This is a genomic window from Lysinibacillus sp. NPDC096382 (assembly GCF_044762845.1).
In the GTDB taxonomy this organism is placed as follows: Bacteria; Bacillota; Bacilli; order Bacillales_A; family Planococcaceae; genus Lysinibacillus.
The window spans coordinates 223,714-250,364 of sequence record NZ_JBIWFC010000004.1; the positions used below are offsets into that span (position 1 = coordinate 223,714).

Sequence of the window (26,651 nt, forward strand, 5' to 3'; positions counted from 1 at the left end):
TTTATCTATTAAGCGCGAACTTCTTCACTTTTTTCTTCAGCTTGTTCCTTTTTTTCACTAGCATCCTCTGCTTTAGGTTCTTCACTAGGAATGAAATCTTCCAGTGGTTCTTCACCCTCAAAAGAAACAGTACCATCGTCAAAAACAGTTGGTGCTTTTGCTGATTTTAATGTTTTTACTTTCTCTACTAATTGTGTAGATTGTTCTTGAATTTGTTTAGATAATTGAACCGTTTTATCTTTAGCAGTTGTCGAGAAATCTGCACTCTTATCTTTTAAGTTAACAGCTTGTACTGCTACATCGCTACGTAAATCTTTTCCTGATTTTGGAGCTAGCAATAAGCCTGCAGCTGCCCCTACTATACCCCCAACTAATGCGCCAATAACAAAATCCTTCATGTTCACTCGCTCCTCCTCATAGATCGACTCTTGCGGTTGATAAAGCTGTGGCAATGAACTTTCAAGTTGTTGTTCCTTCACTTCATTATAATTTGGCTTTTGAGTTGTCATGCAACAATTCCTCCCCTTCTTATTATCTAATTTGCTTAGACTGGTTGTCCATCTGCTTTCGCGGATGCATTCTACAACATATGCCTAAAATTTTATTTTTATTCCGTTGACATTTAATGCCTACCGAATAATTATTATTTTTTACGGCCCCATTTTCTTTTCGATTTTTCCGACTGCTCTGATTCAGAAGAATAAACATCTTCTTGAATCACCTCATTGGCCTGATCAATAATTTTGCGTTTCTTCCACTTATCTGCAATGCCCATTGCAACATTACTCCATTGAACAACTTGTGCAATTTTTTCTTCATTTTGTTCCACAGTTTTAGAAATTGAAGAAGTAATTTGCTGTACAGATGTATTTAAACCATTCACAGAGTCTCCAATTCCTTTGACTGCATGAACAACGGAATTTAACTGTTCAGATTTTTCTTGAATATCCTCTGCCAAGCTATTTGTTTTGGATAGTAAGGAAGTCGTTTCACGTGTAATACCTTCCATTTGTCCTTCAATACCTGATAATGTTCCAGCTAAACTGTTAAGAATTGGTTTGAGCGAAAATAATGTCATCCCAACGCTCACACAAAAAATTAAAAAACCAATTGCTGCAATGATTGCTGCAATATACAAAATAACTTCCATAACTAGACCTCCTGCCAGTAAAAATTCTTTTTACTATTACTTTCCTTATCTTCGACAAAAAAAACTGAATTCCTTCTCATTTTGAGAAAAACAGCTTATTCCTTGCGGACTAAGCTGTTTCGTTGTTCTTTAGCACGTCTTCAAAAGCATCTTGGAATTTGTGAACATCGCCAGCGCCCATAAATAAAAATACTGCGTCCTTATGCTTTGTTAACACTTCAATTCCTTCAGTGGTAATCACTGCACTGCCTTTAATTAAAGACGCTAAATCTTGGATTGAAAGTGCGCCTTGTGTTTCCCTTGCAGAGCCAAAAATATCACATAAATATGCTGTATCTGCAAGACTTAGACTATCTGCAAAATCCTGTAAAAAAGCTTGTGTACGTGTAAATGTATGTGGTTGGAAAATAGCTACTAGCTCACGATCGGGAAACTTTTGTCGTGCTGATTGAATCGTTGCACGGATTTCAGTTGGATGATGCGCATAGTCATCTATTAAAACATTATTCCCAATATTCGTTTCTGTAAAACGTCTTTTTACACCTTTGTATGTGTTTAAACGTTCTTGAACGATGTCTGGTGAAATACCTTCATATTGGCAAAGTGTAATAACAGATAAAGTATTTAATACCGCATGATCCCCAAATAATGGGATAAAGAATGTGCTATAAAATTCATTACGGACAAATACATCAAATTTTGTACCCTTAGTTGTTTTTTCAACATTACGAGCCTCAAAATCATTTTCAGCCCCAAAGCCGTAATAAACAACAGGCACCTTTGCTTGAATACGTTGTAGATGTTCATCATCACCGCAAGCAATAATTGCTTTTTTAACCTGTAGTGCTAATGATTGAAATGCTGAATAAACATCCTCTATGTTTGCAAAGTAGTCCGGATGGTCAAAATCAATATTAGTCATTACAGCGTAATCGGGATTATACGCTAAAAAGTGTCGACGGTATTCACATGCTTCCATCACAAAAAAGTCAGCATTTTCATGTCCAGCTCCAGTTCCATCACCGATTAAATAAGAAGTTGGTTTATACCCACCTACAACATGAGCCATCAAGCCTGTTGTAGATGTTTTACCATGTGCACCAGTAATAGCAATCGACGTATAATTACCGATATATTCACCTAAAAATTTATGGTAGCGAATAACTTCTACTCCGATTTCACGAGCACGCTCTAATTCAGGATGGTCATCAGGAAATGCGTTCCCTGCAATAACTGTCATACCTTCTTTAATATTATCTGCATTAAATGTAAAAATTGGAATATTACGATCACGTAACGGCTGTTCCGTGAAGAAATATTTATCAACATCTGAGCCCTGTACTTGTTCACCAGCATCAAATAAGATTTGTGCAAGTGAACTCATGCCAGAACCTTTAATGCCTGTGAAATGAAAAACTGTCATTAATTAAACCCCCCGGGAATTCAATATCCCTTCTATCATCTATTAGGTGTATCGTATTTTCCACCAATTATTAGGTATTAATACCTTTGTAAGTACTAAAAAATACGTACTAATCATCATATCTCGTCTATTATAGCACTATTTATGCATTAGGATAAATGTGTAACTTTTCTAAAAATACTAATTTCGACGTGAATAAGATAATCTATACGAAAACAATGTAATTCTTATTCAAACATAGCAATTAAATCTTCTTCTGTAATATAACTTTCTCGTGGTTTACTGCCACGTGCCTCAGACACAAAGCCATGCGATTCCAACATATCGATTAAACGAGCAGCACGATTATAGCCAATATGGTATTTGCGCTGAATTAAGGAAGTAGAGGCTCCTCCTTGCTCATAGACAAATCTACACACATCTTCGAACAGTTCATCTTGCTCAGCGGAAACCTCAGTCTTCTTTAAAAGTTCCTCTTGATCGAATATATAATCAGGCTCTCCTTGCTCACGAACATGCTCAATAATTGCTTCAATTTCATCATCTGTCACAAATGTCCCCTGCAAACGAACAGGAGCAGACATACCATTACCTAAATATAACATATCGCCTCGTCCAAGCAATCTTTCTGCACCTTGTGCATCTAAAATTGTACGTGAATCGATTTGTGAAGATACCGCAAAAGCAATACGTGTAGGAATATTTGATTTAATAAGCCCTGTAATAACGTCAACAGACGGTCTTTGAGTTGCAACAATTAAATGGATACCACAAGCACGTGCCTTTTGGGCAATACGACAAATCGCCTCCTCTACATCTGCAGGAGACATCATCATTAAATCTGCCAATTCATCAATGACAATTAGAATATACGGTAATTTTAAGCTATGTTCATTATTTTTATCCGCAATTGCATTATAACGTGTAATATCACGTGCGCCCGCATGCGCAAATAACTGATAACGACGTTCCATTTCTTCCACTGCCCATTTCAGTGCAGCTGTAGCAGCCTTTACATCGGTGATGACCGGGCTAACTAAATGCGGAATATGATTAAACGGTGCTAATTCTACCATTTTAGGATCGATAAGCATCAGCTTTAATTCATGTGGTGCAGCTTTATATAATAAACTAACCAAAATTGAATTGATACAAACCGATTTACCGGAACCTGTGGCTCCGGCAATTAATCCATGTGGCATTTTTCGTAAATCAATGGTTACAGGCTTCCCTGTTAAATCCAGACCCAAAGCTGCTTCTAACGGTGAATCTGACTCGAGGAAAGAAGCACTATTTGTCACTTCCGATAATCGAACAGCGCGAGATACACGGTTCGGTATCTCAATGCCAATTGAGCTCTTCCCAGGAATCGGTGCTTGGATGCGGATGTCTTTCGCTGCCAATGCAAGCTTCAAATCATCTGAAAGATTGCGGATTTTGCTAACCTTTGTACCATGACTCACAGTTATTTCAAATTGTGTCACGGCAGGTCCTTGCATAATGGATTCTATTTGAGCTGAGACTTGGAAATAAGACAAAGCTTCGACCAATGTATCTCCCTGTTGCTCCATCCACTCAGTATCTTGTGTTTTTTCCTCAGGTGGCTCTAAAAATTCATCATCTGGCTTTTGATACACATGAACAGGCTTCCGAGGCGTTTCCTGTACTTGAACTTCCTCAAATGTTTCATCTAATATGGAAGGTTGTTCTGGAAACTTCTCAGTATTAATAGAATTTTCCTCGGGAATATCTATATTCTCGGTAGTAAGCTTCTGTTCAGTAGCCGTTTCTACTTCCATTTCGGTAGTCGCTGAAATTTCGTCGAAGCTTTCTATATCAATCACTGTTTTTTCTAATGTCGAAACGTTAGACATTGATGTGACTGGTGCCATTGTAATGACTGATACACTTTCTGTTGCAGCATTGAATGGGACAGTATTTTCAATAGAAACCTCATTTTCTTCCGTCGACTGTGTAGCTGTTTTATTGTCCATCTCTAACTCGCTAATTTCTAAACCTATAGATTGTAGAATTTGTTCTTTTTCGGATGGGATAGTATTTTCAATAGAAACCTCGTTTTCCTTCGTCAACTGTAGAGCTGTTTTATTGTCCATCTCTAACTCGCTAATTTCTAAACCTATAGATTGTGGAATTTGTTCTTTTTCGGATGGAATAGTATTTTCAATAGAAACCTCGTTTTCCTTCGTCAACTGTAGAGCTGTTTTATTGTCCATCTCTAACTCGCTAATCCCTAAATCTATAGATTGTGGAATTTGTTCTTTTTCAGATGTCACTATGTGCTGTTCTACTTCCGAATGAATAAGCTCAGATGAAGGTTCCTGTTTTTCTTGATTTATGTCAACAATTGTTGATGTCGACTTCATATTTTTAAATTGCTGTTGGATTCTCCATTTCTCTTTATCAGTTTTTAGCATTAAAACATTAAATGGAATGCCACTTTTTTCTTTCTTTTCTACAGATTGCTCTTCTAAAGGTAGTTCTTCTAAAGACTGTTCTTGCAACACATCTTGCTTATCATCTTCCTTCATTAGTGGCTGGACTACTGTAACTTCACCAATGTGGATGGTCGAATTTTCGATTTGTACTTGTTCTACAACTACCTCTTTTACATGGATTTCTGATTGGTCAGATGAAAGTTGTTCAATATTCAGCTCTTGTTGAACGGCTTCTTTCATTTGATTTTCAAATTCTACGGCAAAAGAAGTTGTTTGCGGTACAGGTAATTCCGTCGTCGGCTTATCACTATGATGATTTGTTTCGCCTGTTAATTTATCTTCAAAAGTAATCGGTTGCTTAGCAGGTACTTCGATTTTTCCAGTGATTTCAAGCTGTTCAGATTCATCTTTCCGAACTGCGCTAATAGGCTCTTTTTCTTCTAGTATATTTTCAATAGCCTCATTTGTTGTCGCTTCTTTTAAAGACTTAGAAGCTGTAGGTATTGCTAACTCTTTCTTGTCGTGCTCTTCCTTCCGTTTCTCTAATAATTGCTCAATTGGACTTGGCCTAGAAAAACCATAGACTGGTGAAGGAACATCACTTGGTACAAAACGCTTGCGATTTTCGATTAAAACACTTTCATCTGCTTTTTCTAATTGATAATTCGTAACTTTAGGTGACGTCGGTAATTCATTTTGCGCATCTCGAAAAACAAGACTTGCTTTTGAACGATTCTCCTGTTCAGGCTGACTTCGTGTAATCGTCGTTCTACCAGTTCTCTTCGTCCGATTTGCTAATAGATCTCGAATACCTGAAACCTCAATATCGTAAAGACTCGAATCCACAATATGATTATTTAAATGCTTCGGTAGCGATAAATCTTCAATTTGTCCGGAGTAAGCATCATCCATTTGATTGAATGCTGCCTTTGATGATGGTGATGGTGAAGCTGAAAATTCCTCATCCTCAATTAACGGAAAACGAAAAGTTTTTTGTTTTGCTATGGTCGTTTCTTTATATGAATGCAACTGCTGTGATTGTTCTTCTTCATAGTCTTCATAAAACTCTTCATATTCGTAATCATTATCATCTTTATTTAAAAATTTATTCATTTGTTTTTTTAACCAATTCACATTGTTCACTCATTTCTCTTACACTTCATTTATAGCATTAACTAAATCAATTATGCCTCGACATAATTGCGGCCGGAGGCTTTTTGCCAACAGATGTTTTTTGCGCGAAAGCGTAGTGTTAACGCAGCGTCAGCGGCATGATGTTTTTTGCGCGAAAGCGTAGTGTTAACGTAGCGTCAGCGGCATGATGTTAGTCACTCAGTCGTTGCCACAGGACGTGGCGTTCTTAGACTGAGGTCCTCTATTTCAGCGGGTATTTGGACACCCACTGAAAAGTAGCCTAAATCTGCATTCATCTCACTACCTATAGAGGTAGGAGACTTCTGTAGCTGACGCTTTGCTTTCGGTACAAAAAACAATTGTTGCTGTCGCTACAGAAAATACTTGCTGAAAGAAGTTAAATGTCTATAACAAAAAGCATACCATAAAAATGTAATAGAAACTTGCATTAAGAGGCTCATTCTAGATAAAAAAATCGTTATGTTACTAGCATAATAGTAGCATAACGATTTTAAGTACATATAATCAATTTTCACTTAGCAAATTGTTGCTGTCGCTGCGCTTTCGCACAGAAAACATTTGTTGCTGTCGCTGCGCTTTCGCACAGCTAAACAGTGCTTCCGAAGGCTTTATCTTGTTGGTGCCTCAAACGCACTACCAGTTATCGCATCTTCCGGTAATACTAAAATTCCTTTTTCAGAAGGTGCATTTGGTATTGCTAATTCGCGTGCTGAACATAACATACCGTATGATTCAACACCACGTAAATTACCTTCTTTAATTAGCATTCCAGAAGGCATCACTGCACCGATTTTTGCAACAACAACCTTTTGACCTGCTTCCACATTTGGCGCGCCACATACAATTTGTAATGTTTCTTCACCTACGTTTACAGAACAAATGTTTAATTTATCAGCATTTGGATGCTTGTCCTTCGTTTCTACATAACCTACAACAAATTTTGGAGAAAAATCTACATCAAGGCTGATTACAGCTCCATTTTTTGATATAGCTGCCTCAAGTTGTTCTACTAATTCTGGAGTAACTTCAACTAGACCTTTTGCATCAGTTTGGATATAGTTGCTAGCATTAAATAAATTAAATGCTTTAATTTCTCCCGTTTGTGCTTCCTTTAATATAGCGATATCACCCGCACGTTCTAATTCTGTCTTCACGATTGATTCTGTTGCTAATTGTACTAGCAATACATCTCCTACATGCTCTTTGTTGTAAAATACATTCATTGTTTCTCTTGCTCCTTTTTAACTCGGTTTTTTGCTAATATAAAGATCGGTTCTAGCTCCTCGTCTTCATAAATAAAAGATAATGACGTAATCGGTACAGTACCGACAGCGAAGAAATGCATCGTCATCTGCGCTAATACATCATACCCTGTTTCATTACGAATATCACCTACTATTAATACATCCTGATGTGGTACAGATAACGTCATGTCACCTTCAATGTTAGTCTGCATCTCTTTCAAAAAGCTTTCATTTAAAATACGACTTGCATCGTAGCCATCATTAGCATTAACAAAATAAAAAATATTCCCTGCAACTTCATCTTTTTTATAAACTGTTGGCAGTTGCTTTACAGAAAATCGTGCCATTTCACGAATTTGCTCTACTGTTAATTGTAGTACCTCTAACATGGATTCATCAATAAAACGATAGGTTTTTCCTAAATCAAGCGCATAAAAAATACGTGTTTCAGCTGTATGTTCAGTAGTAATGAATGCATGCCCCTCATTCGAGGCTTTAGGGTAGGATGTTGCGCGAATAACTGGATAAATTTTTGTAATAGCTTGGAATCCTTGTTCCATTTCTTGTTCCATAGCATTAAAGGTTTGCTCGATTGTATAAACAACTTCATCGATTGCAGCCCCTTGCTTGTCATTATATTTTGCTAAAATGCCTGGTAGAGATAGCTCCATCCCTTTACCAATTTTTTTATGGTTAAGGCGTAATTTATCATGCTTTTTATCAAATTCAAAATCAAACTTTTCCTCATTCAAATGTTGTTTTAATAGGGTCACAAGTTGTTCTGATTTAATTTGTTTCACCTAGCTCACATCCTTTCTTCTAAATTAATTTATTTTTGCGTAATGACCGCTTTCGGTACAGAAAATAATTGCTGAAAGAAGTTTAGTGAAGAGAAAACGGCTCACATGCTTGTGAACCGTTCTGTTCAAAACTATCCAATTATTTAATCTTAACCGAATGAACGATTTTCGTCATCTCATGTAAATTATCTTATATATTTCTATTTTAAAAAAATTATTTTAAAGTTGCAACTTCACCATTCCTTTATCACTAATCAACAGAAACTAGTCATGTGCTAATGTGAATAAATATTGGCCAATAAGAAGCGAAACTATATGCTCGAACATCATCTGACGACTTACTAATCCTTGTGTGAAAACTCCTACAGCTCCCGCACCTTGTCGGATATCTCGGCGTTGTGTATAGTGCTCCATTACAGGCCCAAGTTCCTTCCCAGCTCTTATTTCCTGGGCAATTTCTTCTGGTAATATAATTTGTGCGCCAGCAGCTGTATAAGTTGTACCATTTGATACTGTAAGTGCTCCCCAGTTACAAACGTACATAACACCATCAATTTCAGTCACTCCACCCTCTAATCCAAACGATAATTGGGCACCCGTCTCTTTGATTGCGTTTTTCGAACGGTTTATTGCTCCCAATCGTGTTTCTTCATGAGTCATCGGTTGATCGGATACTTGTGAAGCAGCCTTAACGTAGGTAAAATTTGGTTTATCAAAATATTTTCTAGCAATAACTTCAACTGCCTCTGTTTTTGCTTTGTTTGTTGTTCCAATAGTTATGTTCATTTTCTAATCCCTCTTTCCTCACATAGAAAAAGATGCCCCTAAAGGCATCTTTTAACTTCTTTCAGCGGAATCACTTTACACATTAGCGCGAATCGTTGCTAATGTCGAACGATCAGCTTTTTTCACTAGTTCCACAATTAAAGCTTTTGCAGCTGCATAGTCATCAATATGAATAATTGAAGCAGATGTATGAATATAGCGTGAGCAAACACCAATTACTGCGCTAGGAATGCCGTCATTTGCCGTGTGTACACGTCCTGCATCTGTACCACCTTGTGATACAAAATATTGATAAGGAATATTATTCGTTTCCGCAGTATCTAAGATGAATTCACGCATGCCTCTATGTGTAACCATCGTACGGTCAAGAATACGTAATAATGTCCCTTTTCCAAGCTGACCAAATTGATTTTTTTCTCCTGACATATCATTTGCAGGTGAAGCATCTAGAGCAAAGAATAGATCCGGTTTAATCATATTTGCGGACACTTGAGCACCTCGCAGACCAACTTCTTCCATTACATTGGCACCTGAATATAAATGCGAGGCTAACTTTTCACCTTTCACTTCTTTCATCAATTCAATTGCCAATCCACAGCCATAGCGGTTATCCCAAGCTTTGGCCATAATTTTTTTCGGATTTGCCATTGGTGTAAATGGGCAGACAGGGATAATTGATTGACCTGGACGAACGCCAAGTGCAATAGCATCTTCTTTATTGTCTGCGCCAACATCTATTAGCATATTTTTAATCTCCATCGGTTTAGAACGTTCAGCATCTGTTAATAAGTGTGGTGGTATTGATGAAATTACGCCAGGAATCGCACCGTTTTTAGTAAATACTTCAACTCGTTGCGCTAGCATTACCTGATTCCACCAGCCACCTAATGTTTGAAAGCGGATCATCCCGTTATCAGTAATAGAAGTAACCATGAATGCCACTTCATCCATATGACCAGCAACTAACACTTTTGGTGCATCAGCAACTTCACTATGCTTCACACCGAAAATACCCCCTAAATTATCCTGAACAATCTCATCCGAGTACTTTTCCAACTCAGAACGCATGAACGCTCGTACCGCATGTTCATTACCCGGTGCGCCTGGTAATTCTGTTAGTGTTTTAAATAATTGTAATGTTTCCTCATTCATGATGACTCTCTCTCCCCACGAAGTAGAATATTCTTCCCTGCCATTGTAACATATTTATCTATATTCTTCAGAAAACTTCCATTTTTCAATGAGTAGCAAGATAAATGAGAGTTGTCGTTCATCTTCAAAGTTTACCCAAAACTTGCTCTGTGCAATAGCAAAGCACCAGCGCAATTTCCAAATTCGTAATATTGATACATTTCCTAAAAAGTGCTAAAGTGTGAACGTGCATTCACTCTGTATGCTATGTTAAAATGGAGCTATAGAAAAAGGAGGAAAGAAGCATGAAATTACGTGATTTTTTAATTGGTGTTGCTACTGGCCTAGCTGCCGCAGTCATTGTTAAAGAAGCAAGCGAAAAGGTTTCTCCGTATGTACCTGCAGGACAAGTACTCGAAAACATAAAAAAGGAATTTAAAAAGGATTCACCGATTGACGGTTCTTGGATTTTTATGAAAACAGACAATTTCTCTAACGGCATTATGACTATTCCAGTATACCGTGGAGGTATCTCTCGTATGAATGAGGGCGAAATGCAAACATTTGAATTTGCTGCTGACGCACGCTCTGGTGTAGTAGTAGAGCTACAAGAAGTATAACCTTATACAGTAATACGCGAACAAATATTATAAAACCCTACAAAAAAGAAGCCATCTTAGTTATTTGAGATAGCTTCTTTTTATAGAGTTAAAAACAAAATGATCAAGTAAATATTTAAGAATGTTGAGAGAGATTTCAGTTCCTAACCACTCGCTATTCTGTGAGCAATCTTCAAGTTGCTTACGCTGTTGCAGCCACTACGTTAAACTACGCTTTCGCACAAAAAACAATTTTTAAAAATTTCTTTTTATCACTATAAATTAGAGTGGCATACATGTATACGCTATGTGAATAAGTTGATTGGAGTGGAGACTGGGCGACTCCTCGGGGATCAGCGATAGAGGAACGAAGGCTAAAAGCATCACATCCTGTGATAACGCCTTCGTGACCAACATCGTGTTGGCCCGAGACCCTGCAGCGCAGCGAAGCGGCTCATCGGACGCCCCCCAGGAAGCTCTGCTCTGTGCGAAAGCGAAGCGTCAGCGACAAAGCGCCCAGTCGGAACGGAAATCAACCACTCTTTTTGCTGAAGAGCTATTTTTATTTAATAATACATCTTTATTTCATCGATATAATAGTTTTTCAATAACTTGAAAAAGCCATCTCGTCATTGGAGATGGCTTCTTCGTTTTACTCAGACAATCCTTTATTGTTGAAGTATTTTTTATATTTACGATAATAATTTAAATTATTTAACGTTAGCTTCACCCAACGTTTCGCATTCATATCTTGATTAAAGTAAAGAGAGTTTGTATATTTCCCTTCACGAATTAATTTTTTAGCTTCTAACTTAAGCTTTTCATTTGATGCATATTTGAATAGCACGCCTTTAGGAATGATCATCCATAAATGCTTGTCCTGAACATAAGTTACTTCCTGTTCAATATTTAACATATTGTCATCCGCTACATATTTCATTAAATTATGACCACTTGCTGTTACATAATAACTAGAGCGACCATTACGTAAGTTAATTTCAAACAACTTATACTGTTTGTCACGCATATCATATTTCATATCGAAGTTAGCAAAGCCTATATAACCGATATCCTCTAAGAAGAAACGTACTTGATCCATTAATTCTTTATCGTATGTTGTAATAATAGCTGCATAACTACCGATTCCTTCAGGTGAATGCTCTTCTAAGATTGGGTTTCCTAGACACATTAGCTTCACTTTGCCATCCTTCCCTACATACGCATTTAATACACGCATATACGAATCATCACCTGGAATGAATTCTTGAATAATCATTGTATCCTGATAAGTTGAGCTATAAATTGCTTTTAAAATAGCTGTTTTTTCCGCTTCATCATTCGCAACGAAAACTTTTTTCTTACCTGGGAATTTACATGCCCAATATTCCACCGAGTTCGATGCCTTTAAAATAATTGGGTAATCAAATGGTGGTGTAAAGTTTTCGTAATTGTCTGCTGTTACAGTCGTCGTACCAGGATATTTAAAATCGTACTTATCACACATTTTATAGAAATTTTCTTTTAATAAAATTTCATCCATAAGTGATTCATCAATATATGGTACTGTAAAATGCTCCTGCAATGCTGGCTTATTTTTGATAATAAGCTTTGCATAATCATCTCCACAAGCTAACAACAGTAGTTTTTTATCTGAATATTTTTTTGCGACCTTTGCAAGTGCAGGTGCAAATACATCCTGTTCATTTAAGCGATCAATCTCTTCGAAATTTATGATATGACTATCTTGCGTTGCCGTTAAATGTGAACGCCCTAATACAAGTGGTTTAATACCATATGCCTCATAAAATGCACGTGCCATACCATATGCATTCATATCTGATCCTAGTAATACTGGTAAAAATGGTTGCTCAGTTGCCATGTATATTTCAACTCTCTTTTGTGTTTTAGTATAGCTTTTAGTGTATCATATTTTCCAAGATGTTCACGAAAAAAGTGTCAAAAAAATGGGGTATAGACAATTAGGCTCATCACCATAACGTGAAGTTGATTTCCGTTCCGGCCGGGCGCGCTTTCCTGGGGGCGTCCAGCCGGAACGGAAATCAACTTATATACATCGCATACGTTTTAAATAAATTAAACCTCCATTTTTGAAAACCTAAAAATACCCACCCGTAATACAGGAAGTTCCCTTTAAATGTTCCATTTCAGAGGTGAAAGTCTTCTGTAATCACGGTTGTACTTTCGTTTCAAAGAACATTTGCTGAATAAAGATAAAAAAACGTGCGAACACAAAAGGTTCACACGTTTTTTATTTAAAATGTAATAACAGCTTGTCTGCTGCGTTCTAATTTATCTTCAATTTCTTTACCTGTTTCATCCCATTTAATCATGCGGTAATACGCATCATGGTAGAAGATAAAGCCGTAGCCATTTGCAAGTGCTTCTTTCATTATACGTTCCTTGGCAAAGACACTCGTCATTGGATAATCGTCATACGCTAAAACCCATAATGGATTTTGGTGTGCATGTGTTGGCATAATATCTGCCATATGCAATAATACCTCGCCATTTTGAGTTAATTTTATAATGGCATGTCCATCACTATGACCACCCGTATGAATCATTTCAATACCCGGAGCTACTTCTAACGTACCTTCATACGTTTCTATTAAGTGCTGAACTGGCTCCCAGTTTTCTTTCCAATACGTATTTTTCGAGCGAACATTTGGCTTACGCATTTCGTCCCACTCGATTTTCGTTACGAAGATTTTGGCATTCGGGAATGTTGGTACAAGGATATCATCTTCCCATTGCGTTAAACCCCCAGCGTGGTCAAAATGTAGATGCGTCATTAATACTGCATCAATATCAGCTGGTGTTAGTCCTAGCTCCTGTAAGCTAGCCGCTAATGTTGATTCCTCAGTTACCCCAAAGTTTCGTAGTTGTTTTTCATTTAATTTGTTAAAGCCAACACCAGTATCAACAAGATAGTTTTTGCCATCATATTGAATTAAAATCGGCTCAGTTGGTAGCTCGATTTGATTTTTTTCGTTGACTGGATATTTGCGTGACCAAAGTGGTTTTGGTACAACGCCAAACATAGCACCGCCATCAAGGCAAGTGACACCCCCGTTTAGCCATGATAATGACATACTGTGAAACGTTAACTGATCCATCCATACTCCCCCTATTTAGTAAAGAATTGCGATTCTAGACGATAAATCGGCTGTCCTTTAGCAGAAAATTTCTGCTCATATTCAGTCATAACGTTATCCTCAGGCATATTCGCATGTAGGTCGAGTGATACATACTTAAGTAACATACCATATTCAGACATACTAATTAATGAATACTCAAACAAACCACGGTTATCCGTTTTAAAATGGATTTCCCCCTCATCCACTAAAATCGACTCATATAATTTCAAAAAATCCCCGTGCATTAAACGTCGCTTAGCATGGCGCGTTTTTGGCCAGGGATCTGAGAAATTCAGATACACACGGTCTACATCATTTTTTGCAAAAAATTTATTTAAATCTGCGCCATTTACTTTTAATAGTCGTAAATTCGCTGGAGATTTAGCCTCTATAATTTTTTCCAATGCACAAACAATGACACTGTCATAAAGCTCAATGCCAATATAATTTATATCTGGATTTTGTAAGGCCATACCTGTGACAAATTGTCCTTTCCCAGTACCTACTTCAATATGTAGTGGGTTGTCATTTCCGAAAACAGCCTGCCAATTCCCTTTAAAGTCTTCAGGATTTGGAACAATCACCTCTGGATGACTCGTAATCATTTCCTCCGCCCAAGGCTTATTTCTTAATCTCAATTTTTTTCCTCATTTCTTTCTCATGAAATTATTGATTTTTTATAGTATAACGTATAACAATAAAATTCGCATGAAATTATTGCGAAATGATATTTTAGTGATGGGCCATTTTTCAATGTTTTTTTGCTATAACCTGCCAAGCATTACGTTGCACTGTACAAGGAATATTCGTTCCCTCTCTAATTTCTCCAATATAGTTACCATCCGTATGACAATCAACGTTATTTGCTTGCACGAAAATGTTAAATTGATTGCCTTGCAAAAAAGTAATCTCTTTAAATTTTGTATGCTTTTCAAAAAACACAGTAACAAATACTAGTAGCAATTTAAGTCGCGAAATACCGTGAACGATTGTTAGTTCGATTAGTCCATCATTAGGTTTAGAAGATGGGGAAATTCTCATCCCCCCTCCAAAATAAGGTTGATTGCTCGTCGCTACAAACCACGCCTGCTTAAATTGCCATTCTTGATCGTTTGTCCGAATAGTTACATCAAAGGATTTAAAGCTAAATAGCCCTCTTACAACAGCCGCAGCATAGGATAACTTGCCGAGCCCGATTTTATTGAGATAAAACTTCAAACGGGATTTATTAATACGTTTTGTGACAAATGCATCGAAGCCCACACCAGCATTATTGACGAATATTTCGTGCTGTTGATCTTCAAATTGAACGACACCAACATCCATTGGGAGATTAGCCATTTCATTATTTTGTATATAGCTTTCAATTTGAAAAGCATTTTGAAATGTAGTAAAGTATCGTGCGAAATCATTTCCGGAACCAGCACGGACTACACCAATAACGATAAATTTATTATGTACAACGCCACTAACAATCTCATGTATTGTGCCGTCACCGCCAACAATAACAATTAATTGTTTGGTTTGAGCATCTTGCGCCCAATTTTTTGCAAGTTCCTTTCCATGCCCCTCATATTCTGTAAAAGCAACTTCATAATTCATTGATAATTGTTGTTGAAGGTGATGCCAAACTTTCTTACCTTTGCCGTGCCCTGCTGCTTCATTCACAATAAATAATACTCGCATTCACTAATCCCCGGCTGGTTGAGAAGATTGCTTCCAAATATCTCGATTAAAAGATGTTGTTTGTACGTTGTTTAAAATCGTTTGAGAAGCACGAATTTGCATATGTTTCATAGGAGAGGATACTTTCTTTAAATGCTCCATCCACTCTCCATAATTTCGACGATCTACAAATTGAATTCCGTAAGGTGATCCTGGATAATCGAAATAGCCATTCTGTGTTAATATGACCTTACGAATTGGCATATTTATATCGTCCTGCGTAAATAATTGCGTTAATACAGACTCCATACGATTTAAACTTATCATTGGATTAAGGACTTTTGAATCCTTCGTTCCTACTTTTTTTATCCAGAATCGCTCACTGCCTCCCACATAAACTGCTTGATTTTCTGCTTCCAGCACTGTTATACAAATACATTCTGTCGGTGACATTAGTACGACATCAAGCTCTATGGGTGCTTTTCTAATTTGTAAAATAGGATAATAAAAAAGCAAATAATTGTCTGGTAATTTTTGCAATAAATTTCGTAATAATGGATCACGCATAAAACGAGGATCTACATACGACTTTTCACGTAATGTTGAACTTGCCCATTTCATTTGAAAATGGAAAAATTGATCGATAAACATTCGTTTTAATTCATGAATTGATTGTGGTGCGTAGACAATTTTCGGTTCAAATGTTAAAGTCGTTTCTTCTTCAGGTATGATATCTTCATCACTTATTAGTTCATTCGATATTTCTATCTGTTCAACGTCCACATTTTCTTCCTTCTGACGACCTGCAAATATCTTTTTGAATAAAGAGAATTTCTCTTTTTCTGTGAAAGAATCATTTTCTGAGTCTTCGTCGGTATGTTGCCACTCACTAATTTCTTCTCCTAATTCCCACTGTCGCTTAACACGCTCCCATTGACTTTTCTTTAAGCGTACAAATTGAGTTGGATATCTTGCTAAATCAATTTGATAGCGTGAAATATAATCTTGTATTTTCACCAATTGTGCCATGTGTTTTGGTCACTCCAATCTTACTCGCCCTATATCTAATTTGCTAATTTCCCTACTACTGCTTGGAAGGCAAATCGAAGTATCAATTTTCTCCTTGGCATAATGTAGTTGTAGCGGTCGCTACATAAAAAATTACTAAATAAAGTGAAATAGACATTTGCATTCATTACATCGACATTTGCTCTTTAACCTTAAATTCCGATAGCAATCATTCAACAACTGCATTCATCCTTTTTATTTTACATGACGTTTCCGGATAAAACATCCATAATTTGTTCTATAGAAAAAGAGAGCTACCCAAAGTATAGGGTAGCCCTCTGACAAGAATCATTATTTCGCATCAATAGAAAGCGGTAATTTCGCCTCGAACGCTTGTTGTAATTTACGAGTCCATTCACCAGGAACTCCAGCACCAATTTTGTTACCATCAACATCGATAACAGGTGTTACTTCAGAAGATACAGATGACACAATGATCTCACTCATTGTTAATAAATCAGCCTTTGTCATTGGTTCTTCAATAACAGGTAAATTAATTTCCTCAGCACATTTTAAAATAACTTGGCGTGTAATACCGTTTAAAATAAAGTTATTTGCAGGGTGTGTATAAAGCTTACCATCTTTAATGCCGTAAACATTTGCTGATGAACATTCTGTTACGATGTCCCCACGATGTAAAATAGCTTCATAGCAACCTTTTTCAGATGCTTCCTGTTTTGCCAGTACAGCACCTAATAAATTTAAAGATTTAATATCACAACGTAACCAGCGAATATCCTCTACTAAGGTAGCCTTAACTCCTTTTTCAAAGTTTTCATATGAACGCTCACCAGTTTTAACATTCCCTGTTAATACAGCTGGAACACTTGCATCTGGGAAAATATGATTACGAGAAGTTGTACCACGTGTAATTTGGAAGTAAACATGACCTGTTTCCAAATTATTTTTTTCGATAAGTTCATGTAATAATTTGTGTAATACGTCTTTAGTATAAGGAATGACAAGACGAATTTTTTCGGCACTCGCATAGAAACGATCAATGTGTTCTTGTGCTGTGAACATATTTCCGTTATAAACTTTAATTACTTCATAAATGCCGTCACCAAATTGGTAACCTCTGTCTTCTGGAGATACTGTTATTGATCCTTCTTCAACGATTTGATCATTCCATAATGAATATGCCATTTGTTATGTTCATCCTTTTCATCTTTAATTTATTTGTTTCCTGCAAGTTCAACAATCGCTTCAGCATAAATAGCTGTTGCTTTTATGAGATTTTCAATGACGACAAACTCATCCGCACGATGCGCTACGTCAGGTTCACCTGGGAACAGCATGCCAAATGCTACACCTTTTTTCATGACACGAGCGTACGTACCACCACCTGTAGAAAGTAAAGGCGTTTCATAATCTCCTGTTTGACGTCTATAAATATCTGCTAGAGTCTGGATAAATGCATCGTCCTCGCTTACATAGTGAGGCTTTGAGTCATCCTGGATATCTAATGAAAATCCTTTCGCCACAGCTAAGCGTTGTGCTTCCGTGATTTTTTCATCAAATGGATATGTGACAGAATAGCGCATGCTAATGACCATGCTACCACCTTTAGTCACATCAAAAGTTACAATACCTGGATTCAATGTAGTTTTACCAGACATTTCGTCCTCAAATTGTAAATTAAGCTTGTTACCATAATGGTCTTGATAAAAAACATCTGCGATAAAGTCGACAAATTGTTTACTTGCCTCTGTCGTCAACTCTTGTTGTAAAAATGCTGCAAGATAAACAGCTGCATTGACACCTTTTTCCGGCTCCATTGCATGGGCTGCTTTACCTTTGATAGTTATTATATAGCGAGACCGCTCGATTAATAAAGAGCCTTCTAGCTGATTTTTGCTTAAAAATGTGTGAAAATTCTGTTCGAATTGTGGGGAAACGAACTGCACCGTTGCTTTTGCAAAATCCGGTACCATATTTGGTCGCTTTCCAGCATTAAATAGTAATAGCTGTTCTTTCGAAGCATCGCCTGTTTTATTTTGAGAGAACACTAGCTCTGCAATGCCTTTTTCAGCATTGATGAGCGGGAAATCCGCATCTGGTGCAAATCCAATCGCCGGCATTTCCTCATGTTTAAAATAGTGGTCGACACAGCGGAAGCCAGTTTCTTCATCCGTACCGATTATCATACGGACTCTTTTATTAAGTTCGATGCCTGCATCTTTGACAAGTTTCATGGCCATCCATGCTGCAATTGTTGGGCCTTTATCATCTATTGCACCACGAGCAAATAGCTTACCATCAGCTACAGTGCCACTAAAGGGTGGGTATGTCCAATTTGTTTCATCACCAACGGGTACCACGTCAACATGACATAAAATACCTAATAAATCGTCACCCTCACCCATCTCTATGTGACCTGCATAATTATCAATATTTTTAGTTTGCAAACCTTCAGCTTTGCCCTTTGCTAATAACCATTCAAGAGCCTTTAATGGACCATCACCAAAAGGTACTTCAGTAGTGATCGTCTTCTCATCAAGAACACTATTAATTTGCACAAGCTCCTGTAAATCTTGTATCAATTCATCTTGTCTTTCCTTTGCAGCTTGTAACCAATCCATATGATGTACCTCCTCTAAAGTAATAACATTATTCTACTCTTTACAACATAAATTACAATCATCTTTCTGACAACTTTTCAAAATCTTACTTCGAACACTACCACATATAGCACGTTTTTCACTTATTCCCACAAAATACTGTGAAAATTTTATGTCTTAATTGTAAATTCCTCTTGCATTCACTAGAAAACTGACTTGTTTTTCTATATAATGAACTTATCAGAACAATTTTTCTGAATATAAAATTAGAAAAGGGGATGTCTAAGGCAGCTACTTATTAGCCTAAGTGCACTCCGCACATATTGTCGTCCGCTAGTCTTTGCCAAGAGAATTAAGATGAAGGAGTGGTTCATTTATGAAACCAACTACTGATCGAATGCTTAATCGTATTAAAGATGTGTACATGTTTATTTTAGACAAAGGAACCGTGTCTACACAGGATTTAGTCGAAGAGTTTAGTATCACTCCTCGCACCGTTCAAAGAGATTTGAACGTGTTAGCCTTTAACGATTTGGTGATGAGTCCAAGTCGAGGCAAATGGACAACGACGAAGAAAAAAGTAAAAATGACGTCTTAGTTTTTACGTGTAACACGTAAAGCATCTTGTATGGAAAAAGAATGACCTTTCGTCGTGGTCATTCTTTTTTTGTTTGGCTGTTTTCTAAAAGATTGTTGCTGTTAAAACAAAAAAGCAGATTTAATCTACAAAATAGTTAGATTAAATTCTGTCTTTTTGGTTTTTATATGTTGTGAATCCAAATTTAACTAAACTACCCTGTTAGCGAAAAAGGCAACTGCACTTCTTCTTCAATCACCCATCTATTTATCGCTTTTCTTCTCACTTAATTTTTCTTAGTCATTTCTTTAAGTAAAGAAATAATTTCTTTGTTTTGTTCAATTTGAATTTCACTATTTACTCGAATGATTCTAACCCATCTTAATACTAAAGCTACTAACAAAATAGGTATTAACGCAAACAACGCTCCTACCATACCTACCATATCCCCAGAAAAATTCATTTTGAAAGCCCTCCCTTTCAATCAATTTTACCATAATAATACAACCGTTTTTGTTTAACTATCCTACCCCGTTAGCCCTCCATGAAGCGCGAAAATAATCTCTTCACCACAGAAAATGAAAGATGATTAAGTTCTTTCATGGGAGTTGAATAGCAACACTCTATACGAAAACAGCCTTTTGTTTTCTACCATTCACCCTATCATCTATCAAAAAACACCATGCCTATATTTCTAAAAAATAAAATAATAAATATTCGCAAATTTTGAAATTTCATGCAGATCATTTAATACAACGTATTATTATTTTTATAGATGTTCCTGCACATTAGAGGTTTTCTGTTCAAACCACCACTCTAAAAAATTACTGTATTTTTATAAAATTTGTTTCCTCATCGTTAACTCTGAATATTTTCCCACTATTTACAATTGTTTAACAATCCGTTAAAATCGAAACATTCTTCATTTCGAGAGGAGGATTCTATGAAACTTCCCAAACTGTTTCACCCACTAGTTTGGATTATTTTAGGAGGAACTATTTTCACACGTATTGCAAGTTTTATGGCAATGCCCTTTTTAGCAATTTACCTACATAATGAGATAGAAGCATCCCCTTTACAAATAGGTTTGACGGTTGGTATTGCACCGTTAATCTCCACTGTAGGAGGGTTCTTCGGTGGTTATTTAACAGACCGCTTTGGTAGAAAAAACGTCATTTTACTTACGATTATTGTTTGGAGTATTGTGTTCTTTGGCTTTGCAACAGCACAAACGATTTGGTTCTTTGTAGCATTGAACGGCCTTAATGGCTTATGTCGCTCCTTCTTTGAACCCTCAACACAGGCATTAATGATTGATTTTACTCCTGCAGATAAACGAAAAAGATTATATTCGTTTCGTTACACAGCCATTAACATAGCGGCTGTAATCGGCCCTATTATTGGTGTTTATATTTCTCAATTGTCCAACCCAAGTATTCCATTCATGCTGACAGGGACTATGTATATTATTTACGCCGTATTTTTATTTTTCGTGTTAAATCGCTATGAAATGCAACAACCAAAAGCTTCAAATCCAACTAAAATACTGCAAACCTTTACGATTCTATTTACGAATCGTGTATTACTAAGCTTTATTTTCGGGGCAATTTTAATAAATATCGGTTACTCTCAATTTGATTCAACACTGCCACAAATCATTGAACTTAAATTTGAAGATGGAACCAAGCTTTATTCTCTACTAATCTCACTAAATGCAGCAGTTGTGTTATTACTACAATTACCGATTAGTATACTTTCGGAACGTTTTTCATCAACAGCTACTCTATTAGTAGGGATTTTATTCTTGGCATTTGGTCTTTTATTATTCGGCTTCTCAACTAACTATACGTTATATATTATTGCTATGATTATATTCACGATTGGTGAAATTTTCGCCTTTCCAACTATGAGTGTCATGATTGATGAAATTGCGCCTGATACACAAAAGGGAACCTATTTAGGAGCAGCTCAATTTAAAAATTTAGGAGGATTTATTGGACCAATTATTGGTGGGTGGCTGTTAACACATTATATGAATGCAATGTTTGCGGTCATTGCTGTTCTAGTTTTATGCAGTTGTATATTTTATAGATCCAAGCTTAAACCGCAACAGGAATAAAGTGGCTCATCACCATAACATGTCGTTGATATCCGTTCCGACTGAGCGCTTTGTTGCTGCCGATGAGCCGCTTAGGACTACAGGTGTTTTTTGTGCGAAAGCGTAGTGTAACGTAGCGGCAGCAACACGATGTTGGTCACGTAGGCGTTATCACAGGACGTGAAGGATTTAGCCTTCGCTCTTCTATGCTCGCTCCAGGGTCTGATGCTGATCCCTAAGGAGTCGCCAAGTCTTCACTCCAATCAACTTTTATACATAGCATTTGTTTTAACAAATGTCATACTCAGCTTTTGGTGATGAGCCAATAAAATGTAAGAAATAAGTCTTTTACGGATTTTAACTTCCGGCAAAAAATCGCTCCATTTCTATAAGCGAATCTCAAGCCTATCAATTATGCCTCGGCAAATTACGTTCGGAGGCTTTAACTTCTTGCTTGGACTCACTAATAAGAATGGAGCGAACATATAATGTTATCCTTAAAAATTTGAAGTGGCATTAGCTTTCTTTATTAGCAGGAGCTTCTGCATAACTAGTGTATTGGTCTTTACCAGCATTTTTCGATTGATACAACGCCTTATCTGCACGCTCAAATAAGCTTCTTTCTGACTCATCTGGATGAATGCAAATAGCTCCGCCCATACTGACTGAAAGTACAGACCATCTATCAATAGAAACTTTATCCTCACACTTCAAGTGATGAATTTTCTCCAAAATGGAATTTGCTAATTTTTCCATACATTCATCCTTCGTATCATATAAAACAATGGCAAATTCATCGCCACCAAATCTTACAACAAAGCCATTTTTTCCTACTTCTTGTTTTAATGTTCTTGCTGTTTCAATCAAAATTTTATCACCTTCAACATGTCCAAACCGATCATTTACTTGTTTAAAATTATCTAAATCTAACAGCAATAAACCAGGTTGATTCGTCTTTCTTTGTCTTAATAACTTATCCATTTTACTAACATAGGTAGCACGATTATAAACATTTGTTAAAGGATCATAGGTTGCAAGATGAATCGTTTTGGAAAGGAGTTTGTTGATGACTAATAGCATGATGAAAGAAGTTACTAAGGCAATATAAAGCAATACTCGAAACTGCTTTATATTTTTAGTTAGCGCTCTCATTTCTGTGAAATTACCATATTTCACATATACAACTCTTCTAGAGGATTCTCCCCGAACCGCTTCCGCTTCGTATGGTATAAAACGGTATTTTTCGATATAACCATTTTTAAACTCCGTTTGATATTCCGTTGGCTTCATCGTTTTTTTTGCTAGCTCAAAATGCTCTTGAAACATTTTCGATTTATCATTTACAGTTATTTTTTTAGATTTAGAATCATCAAAGAAAACACCACCCGCATTTATCGTTTGTACTTCTAACAAATCTGCATATTTATCTATTAAATAGTCAGCAGTTTTTCCGAAGTTAAAAGTTTGGAATACAGGATCATCAAGTAAGTCGATACCTACCTCAAATAAATATTTCTTGTCAGGGGTTGCTAAATAGCCAAATTTTCGATATCCCCCAGTAGTTGTTGAAATATCTATACCATCAGTGTAGTATTCTCCACTTGCTCGACGTTCGTCTAGTAAAGTAGAAAAACGGTGGCAACATTCTGAAAAAGCTAATCCTTTATCTTTTTCAAAAGTTGTATAAATTACGGTATTTGATTGGTCGAGTATGTACACGTCCATTTCATTTTCGCTTTTTATTTTCTGTAAATCCCACTTCGCTATATGTGGATTTTCCTTATAATAAGTAATTAGTTTTCGTAGTACTTCTTCCATTTTTTCAGAGAGATTTTTATCAAAATAAAAATGTGCATTATCTACAGCCTGCATATCCTTAAGAATATGGTTTTCAATTAATGTTCTATTCATGACTTCTTGTTTTTTCATATCTTCAGTAAGTATTTGCCTATTAACGTAAAAAATAACACCAACTAGTATTAATGCAAAGGCAAATAAAGATATTAATAATTTAATTCTTAGGTTTTTCATTAACTTGTCCTCTACTTATTTTCACCATCAGATTTTCTGAAACATTTAGAGATTTATTAGTACAATAGACTAAATAGCTTTTTACACAAAAGTTATATCAATTATACAGTTACCGGTATAACTATGTATATAAAAAATGCCTCGATACTAATCAATGTTAGCATCGAGGAATTCCTTAATCCCTATTTTGTAAGCAAGCTAGTTCTTCAGCCGTTAATTCTCGATATTCACCTAACTCTAGATTGTCATCCAGCTTTAGGCTACCCATCGATAGGCGTTTTAAATACGTTACATGTTTACCAACAGACTCAAACATACGCTTCACCTGATGAAACTTACCTTCTTGAATCGTTAACTCAATTTCTGATTGCTGAGCGGATTTTAATATGATGAGCTCTCCGGGTTTTGTTACATAACCATCGTCTAACTCAACACCTTGAGCAAATTTCTCACAGTCATCCTCAGTCACAATTCCTTCTATTTGTGCATAGTAAACCTTCGGCACATGTTTTTTAGGTGACAATAAATTATGTGCTAATATGCCATCATTTGTGATCAACAATAATCCCTCTGTATCTTTATCTAGGCGACCTACAGGGAAAGGCTGAAAATGTTGGTGTAATGGATCTAACAAATCGATGACAGTTTCATCTCGTAAATCTTCCGTTGCAGAAATAACTCCAGGAGGTTTATTCATCATAAAGTATACAAACTCTGTATAGTTCACACGTTCACCAAAAACGGAGACATCCTGCTTGTCAGGATCAACATGTAATGCTGCATCCTTCGCATATGCGCCATCTACTGTCACTGCTTTTTGCTTTAGAAGCTGCTTAACTTCCTTGCGTGACCCGTAACCCATATTCGACAGTAATTTATCTAAACGCATTAGTACCTCCTATTTAAGCCCCAGTTTGTTTGTAATTCTTGTCAATCGTTCACCGAGAAGCTTTTGTGCTAAGCCTAGGCGTAAAGACAAATAGCCATATACTGCTACACCTACTCCAGCACAAATAACAGAATAAACTAATGCAGAGAATTTACTACTTACTGGTCCCATTAATAACACTAAAAGTTTATGAACGATTAGTACACTTACCGCCATTGCCGCTGTCAAAAGAGCAATGAGCATGACACGACGAATAACCATTTCTGATTTATAGTTCAGTGTTTTTCTTAACACAAGCATATTAATGATAATTGAAACACTATAGCCAATAGCTGTAGCAAGAAGTGCGCCATCTGCCTCCATCCAACGAATTAACGGAATGTTAATCGCTAGCTTGACGAAAATTCCAGTTAATAAGCTTAAGACAATCCACTTTTGGAAGTCAATGCCCTGTAAAAGAGCTGCCGTCACTTGGAATAATGCAAATAAAATAGCAACAGGTGCATAATGGGCTAAAATCATAGCACCCATCTCACTTTCAGTATAGAGCATAAAGTAAATTTCATTCGATAACAATGAAATTCCAACTACCGCAGGCAATGTAATAAAAATTAATATTTGATATGTTTTATCCATTGCATGTCGTAGCGATAAATATTCACCTTGCGTAAAGTACTTTGTAATCGTCGGTACTAGTGCCGACGAAAAACCTGTAGCTAACATTACTGGGATAATAACTACCTTTTGTGTTGTAAAGTTAATCATTGATAAATACTTATCCGTTACTTCCGCTAAGCCTATAGATATCATAGCTCCATTAAATGTTAGCATATCTACTAATTGGAACAACGGATTTGCTACGCCTACAAATACCATTGGAATTGAATACGTAATTACTTCTTTATATATGTTGGACATTGGTAGCTGTGTAGACGTCACACTTTGACTGCGCAGTAAATCAAATTCAGGTTGATACTTCTTCCAATAATAATAAAGTACTAGCAACCCACCAATTGCCCCAATAAATGCAGCAAATACTGCAAAGGAAACAGCTGTTTCTGGTTTCCCTTTGAAAACTACCACAACTAAGAAAGAACCACCCAATAACACAACAATACGAACAATTTGCTCCACTAACTGAGAAACCGCTGTAGGCTCCATTTTGTCATATCCTTGGAAAAATCCACGCCAGAGGCTCATAAATGGTACGACAATTAGCGCAAAACTAACCCAGCGAATAACTGAAGCAATTTGCTCTACCGTAAATGCCTGTTCATCACTTTTAATAACAAGCCCCGCTATTGGCGTGGCTAATATAAAAAGAACAATAAACGCAGCTAACCCAGTACATATCATAATAAGTATGCCAGATTTCATCAGCTTGCGGCCTGATTGGTAATCACCCAATGCATTGTATTTAGAAACAAACTTGGATACAGCAATTGGCGCACCTGAGATGGCTATTGCTAGCATTATCGAATAGGGAATATATGCATATTGATAGAGAGCAACATTTTCCTCACCCACAATCGCATAAAAAGGAAAAATATAAATTAATCCGAGCACCTTCGATAAAAACATTCCCATTGTTAATATCGCAGTACCTTTCATTAAATTGGACATCGTACCCATCCATTCATCGTAAAATCAATATTTTCATTACCGTAACACTTATAAAATATTTGCTATTAAAGGTGTTTATTTCCATAAAAGCAGAGCAGGCGTTTTTCAAAATGAGGTTTAACCTGATTCTTGAACAGTCCTTTCTGCTACCTTAGGAGTTTCACTGGGTGCCTGAGCGGTTTTTTCCGCTACTCGAGCACTTTTACAGGATTGTTTCAAACGTAGCTTTCTTTACTG

The 26,651-nt window shown here is 36.6% G+C and carries 22 protein-coding genes; 3 read left to right on the plus strand and 19 right to left on the minus strand.

The window, feature by feature from the left end:
• Positions 1–8: 8 nt before the first annotated feature.
• The 8 genes from ACIQZA_RS08945 to ACIQZA_RS08980 form a co-directional block, all read right to left on the minus strand.
• Positions 9–509 carry a YtxH domain-containing protein gene (locus tag ACIQZA_RS08945; protein ID WP_053485032.1) on the minus strand — a complete coding sequence of 167 codons (501 nt, stop codon included), beginning with the start codon at positions 507–509 and terminating at the stop codon, positions 9–11.
• A gap of 134 nt (positions 510–643) precedes the next feature.
• Entirely contained in the window at positions 644–1,150 is a 507-nt protein-coding gene (locus tag ACIQZA_RS08950) for a DUF948 domain-containing protein (RefSeq protein ID WP_400932365.1), read from the minus strand.
• Positions 1,151–1,259: 109 nt separating this feature from the next.
• Entirely contained in the window at positions 1,260–2,573 is a 1,314-nt protein-coding gene (gene murC / locus ACIQZA_RS08955) for a UDP-N-acetylmuramate--L-alanine ligase (protein WP_400932363.1), read from the minus strand.
• Positions 2,574–2,800: 227 nt separating this feature from the next.
• Positions 2,801–6,163 carry a DNA translocase FtsK gene (locus ACIQZA_RS08960; RefSeq protein ID WP_402882091.1) on the minus strand — a complete coding sequence of 1,121 codons (3,363 nt, stop codon included), beginning with the start codon at positions 6,161–6,163 and terminating at the stop codon, positions 2,801–2,803.
• 629 nt (positions 6,164–6,792) lie between these two features.
• Positions 6,793–7,407 (minus strand): YtpR family tRNA-binding protein, encoded by a 615-nt coding sequence (gene ytpR / locus ACIQZA_RS08965; RefSeq protein WP_142508750.1) that lies wholly within the window; start codon positions 7,405–7,407, stop codon positions 6,793–6,795.
• Positions 7,404–8,228, minus strand: a complete 825-nt coding sequence (locus ACIQZA_RS08970; protein ID WP_142508749.1) for a DUF1444 domain-containing protein — start codon at positions 8,226–8,228, stop codon at positions 7,404–7,406. Before ACIQZA_RS08970 ends, ytpR begins: the two co-directional genes overlap by 4 nt.
• A 264-nt stretch (positions 8,229–8,492) precedes the next feature.
• A complete protein-coding gene (locus ACIQZA_RS08975; RefSeq protein ID WP_402882088.1) occupies positions 8,493–9,014 on the minus strand; it encodes a DUF84 family protein in 522 nt (173 codons plus the stop codon).
• A 75-nt stretch (positions 9,015–9,089) separates the two neighbouring features.
• Positions 9,090–10,166 carry a M42 family metallopeptidase gene (locus ACIQZA_RS08980; protein WP_402882087.1) on the minus strand — a complete coding sequence of 359 codons (1,077 nt, stop codon included), beginning with the start codon at positions 10,164–10,166 and terminating at the stop codon, positions 9,090–9,092.
• A gap of 284 nt (positions 10,167–10,450) precedes the next feature.
• Between ACIQZA_RS08980 and ACIQZA_RS08985 the strand changes: the two genes are divergently transcribed.
• Positions 10,451–10,765, plus strand: coding sequence for a hypothetical protein (locus ACIQZA_RS08985; RefSeq protein ID WP_142508747.1), 315 nt, complete (start codon positions 10,451–10,453; stop codon positions 10,763–10,765).
• A gap of 631 nt (positions 10,766–11,396) precedes the next feature.
• Here ACIQZA_RS08985 and ACIQZA_RS08990 read toward each other — a convergent pair.
• The 7 genes from ACIQZA_RS08990 to pepV form a co-directional block, all read right to left on the minus strand.
• Positions 11,397–12,623, minus strand: a complete 1,227-nt coding sequence (locus ACIQZA_RS08990) for a carboxylate--amine ligase (protein ID WP_402882084.1) — start codon at positions 12,621–12,623, stop codon at positions 11,397–11,399.
• A gap of 394 nt (positions 12,624–13,017) precedes the next feature.
• Entirely contained in the window at positions 13,018–13,881 is an 864-nt protein-coding gene (locus tag ACIQZA_RS08995) for a YtnP family quorum-quenching lactonase (protein ID WP_400932350.1), read from the minus strand.
• 11 nt (positions 13,882–13,892) lie between these two features.
• Positions 13,893–14,540, minus strand: a complete 648-nt coding sequence (gene trmB, locus ACIQZA_RS09000) for a tRNA (guanosine(46)-N7)-methyltransferase TrmB (protein WP_402882082.1) — start codon at positions 14,538–14,540, stop codon at positions 13,893–13,895.
• Positions 14,541–14,652: 112 nt separating this feature from the next.
• On the minus strand, positions 14,653–15,588 hold the full coding sequence (locus ACIQZA_RS09005; protein ID WP_402882079.1) for a diacylglycerol/lipid kinase family protein: 936 nt from the start codon (positions 15,586–15,588) through the stop codon (positions 14,653–14,655).
• Between the two features lie 3 nt (positions 15,589–15,591).
• A complete protein-coding gene (locus tag ACIQZA_RS09010) occupies positions 15,592–16,596 on the minus strand; it encodes a nuclease-related domain-containing protein (RefSeq protein ID WP_400932344.1) in 1,005 nt (334 codons plus the stop codon).
• A 330-nt stretch (positions 16,597–16,926) separates the two neighbouring features.
• Positions 16,927–17,781 carry a D-amino-acid transaminase gene (dat, locus tag ACIQZA_RS09015; RefSeq protein WP_402882076.1) on the minus strand — a complete coding sequence of 285 codons (855 nt, stop codon included), beginning with the start codon at positions 17,779–17,781 and terminating at the stop codon, positions 16,927–16,929.
• A gap of 29 nt (positions 17,782–17,810) precedes the next feature.
• On the minus strand, positions 17,811–19,217 hold the full coding sequence (pepV, locus tag ACIQZA_RS09020; RefSeq protein ID WP_402882074.1) for a dipeptidase PepV: 1,407 nt from the start codon (positions 19,215–19,217) through the stop codon (positions 17,811–17,813).
• A 355-nt stretch (positions 19,218–19,572) separates the two neighbouring features.
• Between pepV and ACIQZA_RS09025 the strand changes: the two genes are divergently transcribed.
• Positions 19,573–19,794 (plus strand): DeoR family transcriptional regulator, encoded by a 222-nt coding sequence (locus tag ACIQZA_RS09025; RefSeq protein ID WP_036118795.1) that lies wholly within the window; start codon positions 19,573–19,575, stop codon positions 19,792–19,794.
• A 265-nt stretch (positions 19,795–20,059) separates the two neighbouring features.
• Here the strand turns inward: ACIQZA_RS09025 and ACIQZA_RS09030 are convergent, their stop codons facing one another.
• Positions 20,060–20,236 (minus strand): hypothetical protein, encoded by a 177-nt coding sequence (locus tag ACIQZA_RS09030; protein WP_400932338.1) that lies wholly within the window; start codon positions 20,234–20,236, stop codon positions 20,060–20,062.
• 480 nt (positions 20,237–20,716) lie between these two features.
• On the opposite strand from ACIQZA_RS09030, the gene ACIQZA_RS09035 reads away from it, so the two are divergent.
• Entirely contained in the window at positions 20,717–21,892 is a 1,176-nt protein-coding gene (locus ACIQZA_RS09035; protein WP_402882071.1) for an MDR family MFS transporter, read from the plus strand.
• A 495-nt stretch (positions 21,893–22,387) separates the two neighbouring features.
• Here ACIQZA_RS09035 and ACIQZA_RS09040 read toward each other — a convergent pair whose 3' ends face one another.
• The 3 genes from ACIQZA_RS09040 to ACIQZA_RS09050 all read right to left on the minus strand — a co-directional run bounded on the left by ACIQZA_RS09040 (position 22,388) and on the right by ACIQZA_RS09050 (position 26,414).
• Positions 22,388–23,902: a GGDEF domain-containing protein gene (locus tag ACIQZA_RS09040; RefSeq protein WP_400932334.1), complete on the minus strand. Its 1,515-nt coding sequence runs from the start codon at positions 23,900–23,902 to the stop codon at positions 22,388–22,390.
• A gap of 175 nt (positions 23,903–24,077) precedes the next feature.
• Positions 24,078–24,791, minus strand: a complete 714-nt coding sequence (locus ACIQZA_RS09045; protein ID WP_400932332.1) for a pseudouridine synthase — start codon at positions 24,789–24,791, stop codon at positions 24,078–24,080.
• 9 nt (positions 24,792–24,800) lie between these two features.
• Positions 24,801–26,414, minus strand: coding sequence for a putative polysaccharide biosynthesis protein (locus ACIQZA_RS09050; protein WP_400932330.1), 1,614 nt, complete (start codon positions 26,412–26,414; stop codon positions 24,801–24,803).
• Positions 26,415–26,651 lie beyond the last annotated feature (237 nt).

What these genes read in the sequence shown, in the direction of transcription:
- dat (WP_402882076.1), bottom strand. Translation starts at nt 17,781, where the DNA reads ATGGCATATTCATTATGGAATGATCAAATCGTTGAAGAAGGATCAATA.
- ACIQZA_RS08945 (WP_053485032.1), bottom strand. Translation starts at nt 509, where the DNA reads ATGACAACTCAAAAGCCAAATTATAATGAAGTGAAGGAACAACAACTT.
- ACIQZA_RS09005 (WP_402882079.1), bottom strand. Translation starts at nt 15,588, where the DNA reads ATGCGAGTATTATTTATTGTGAATGAAGCAGCAGGGCACGGCAAAGGT.
- murC (WP_400932363.1), bottom strand. Translation starts at nt 2,573, where the DNA reads ATGACAGTTTTTCATTTCACAGGCATTAAAGGTTCTGGCATGAGTTCA.
- ACIQZA_RS09040 (WP_400932334.1), bottom strand. Translation starts at nt 23,902, where the DNA reads ATGAAAAACCTAAGAATTAAATTATTAATATCTTTATTTGCCTTTGCA.
- ACIQZA_RS08975 (WP_402882088.1), bottom strand. Translation starts at nt 9,014, where the DNA reads ATGAACATAACTATTGGAACAACAAACAAAGCAAAAACAGAGGCAGTT.
- pepV (WP_402882074.1), bottom strand. Translation starts at nt 19,217, where the DNA reads ATGGATTGGTTACAAGCTGCAAAGGAAAGACAAGATGAATTGATACAA.
- ACIQZA_RS09030 (WP_400932338.1), bottom strand. Translation starts at nt 20,236, where the DNA reads ATGAATTTTTCTGGGGATATGGTAGGTATGGTAGGAGCGTTGTTTGCG.
- ACIQZA_RS08985 (WP_142508747.1), top strand. Translation starts at nt 10,451, where the DNA reads ATGAAATTACGTGATTTTTTAATTGGTGTTGCTACTGGCCTAGCTGCC.
- ACIQZA_RS08990 (WP_402882084.1), bottom strand. Translation starts at nt 12,623, where the DNA reads ATGGCAACTGAGCAACCATTTTTACCAGTATTACTAGGATCAGATATG.
- ACIQZA_RS09025 (WP_036118795.1), top strand. Translation starts at nt 19,573, where the DNA reads ATGAAACCAACTACTGATCGAATGCTTAATCGTATTAAAGATGTGTAC.
- ACIQZA_RS09035 (WP_402882071.1), top strand. Translation starts at nt 20,717, where the DNA reads ATGAAACTTCCCAAACTGTTTCACCCACTAGTTTGGATTATTTTAGGA.
- ytpR (WP_142508750.1), bottom strand. Translation starts at nt 7,407, where the DNA reads ATGAATGTATTTTACAACAAAGAGCATGTAGGAGATGTATTGCTAGTA.
- ACIQZA_RS09045 (WP_400932332.1), bottom strand. Translation starts at nt 24,791, where the DNA reads ATGCGTTTAGATAAATTACTGTCGAATATGGGTTACGGGTCACGCAAG.
- ACIQZA_RS08950 (WP_400932365.1), bottom strand. Translation starts at nt 1,150, where the DNA reads ATGGAAGTTATTTTGTATATTGCAGCAATCATTGCAGCAATTGGTTTT.
- ACIQZA_RS08980 (WP_402882087.1), bottom strand. Translation starts at nt 10,166, where the DNA reads ATGAATGAGGAAACATTACAATTATTTAAAACACTAACAGAATTACCA.
- ACIQZA_RS09050 (WP_400932330.1), bottom strand. Translation starts at nt 26,414, where the DNA reads ATGTCCAATTTAATGAAAGGTACTGCGATATTAACAATGGGAATGTTT.
- ACIQZA_RS08995 (WP_400932350.1), bottom strand. Translation starts at nt 13,881, where the DNA reads ATGGATCAGTTAACGTTTCACAGTATGTCATTATCATGGCTAAACGGG.
- ACIQZA_RS09010 (WP_400932344.1), bottom strand. Translation starts at nt 16,596, where the DNA reads ATGGCACAATTGGTGAAAATACAAGATTATATTTCACGCTATCAAATT.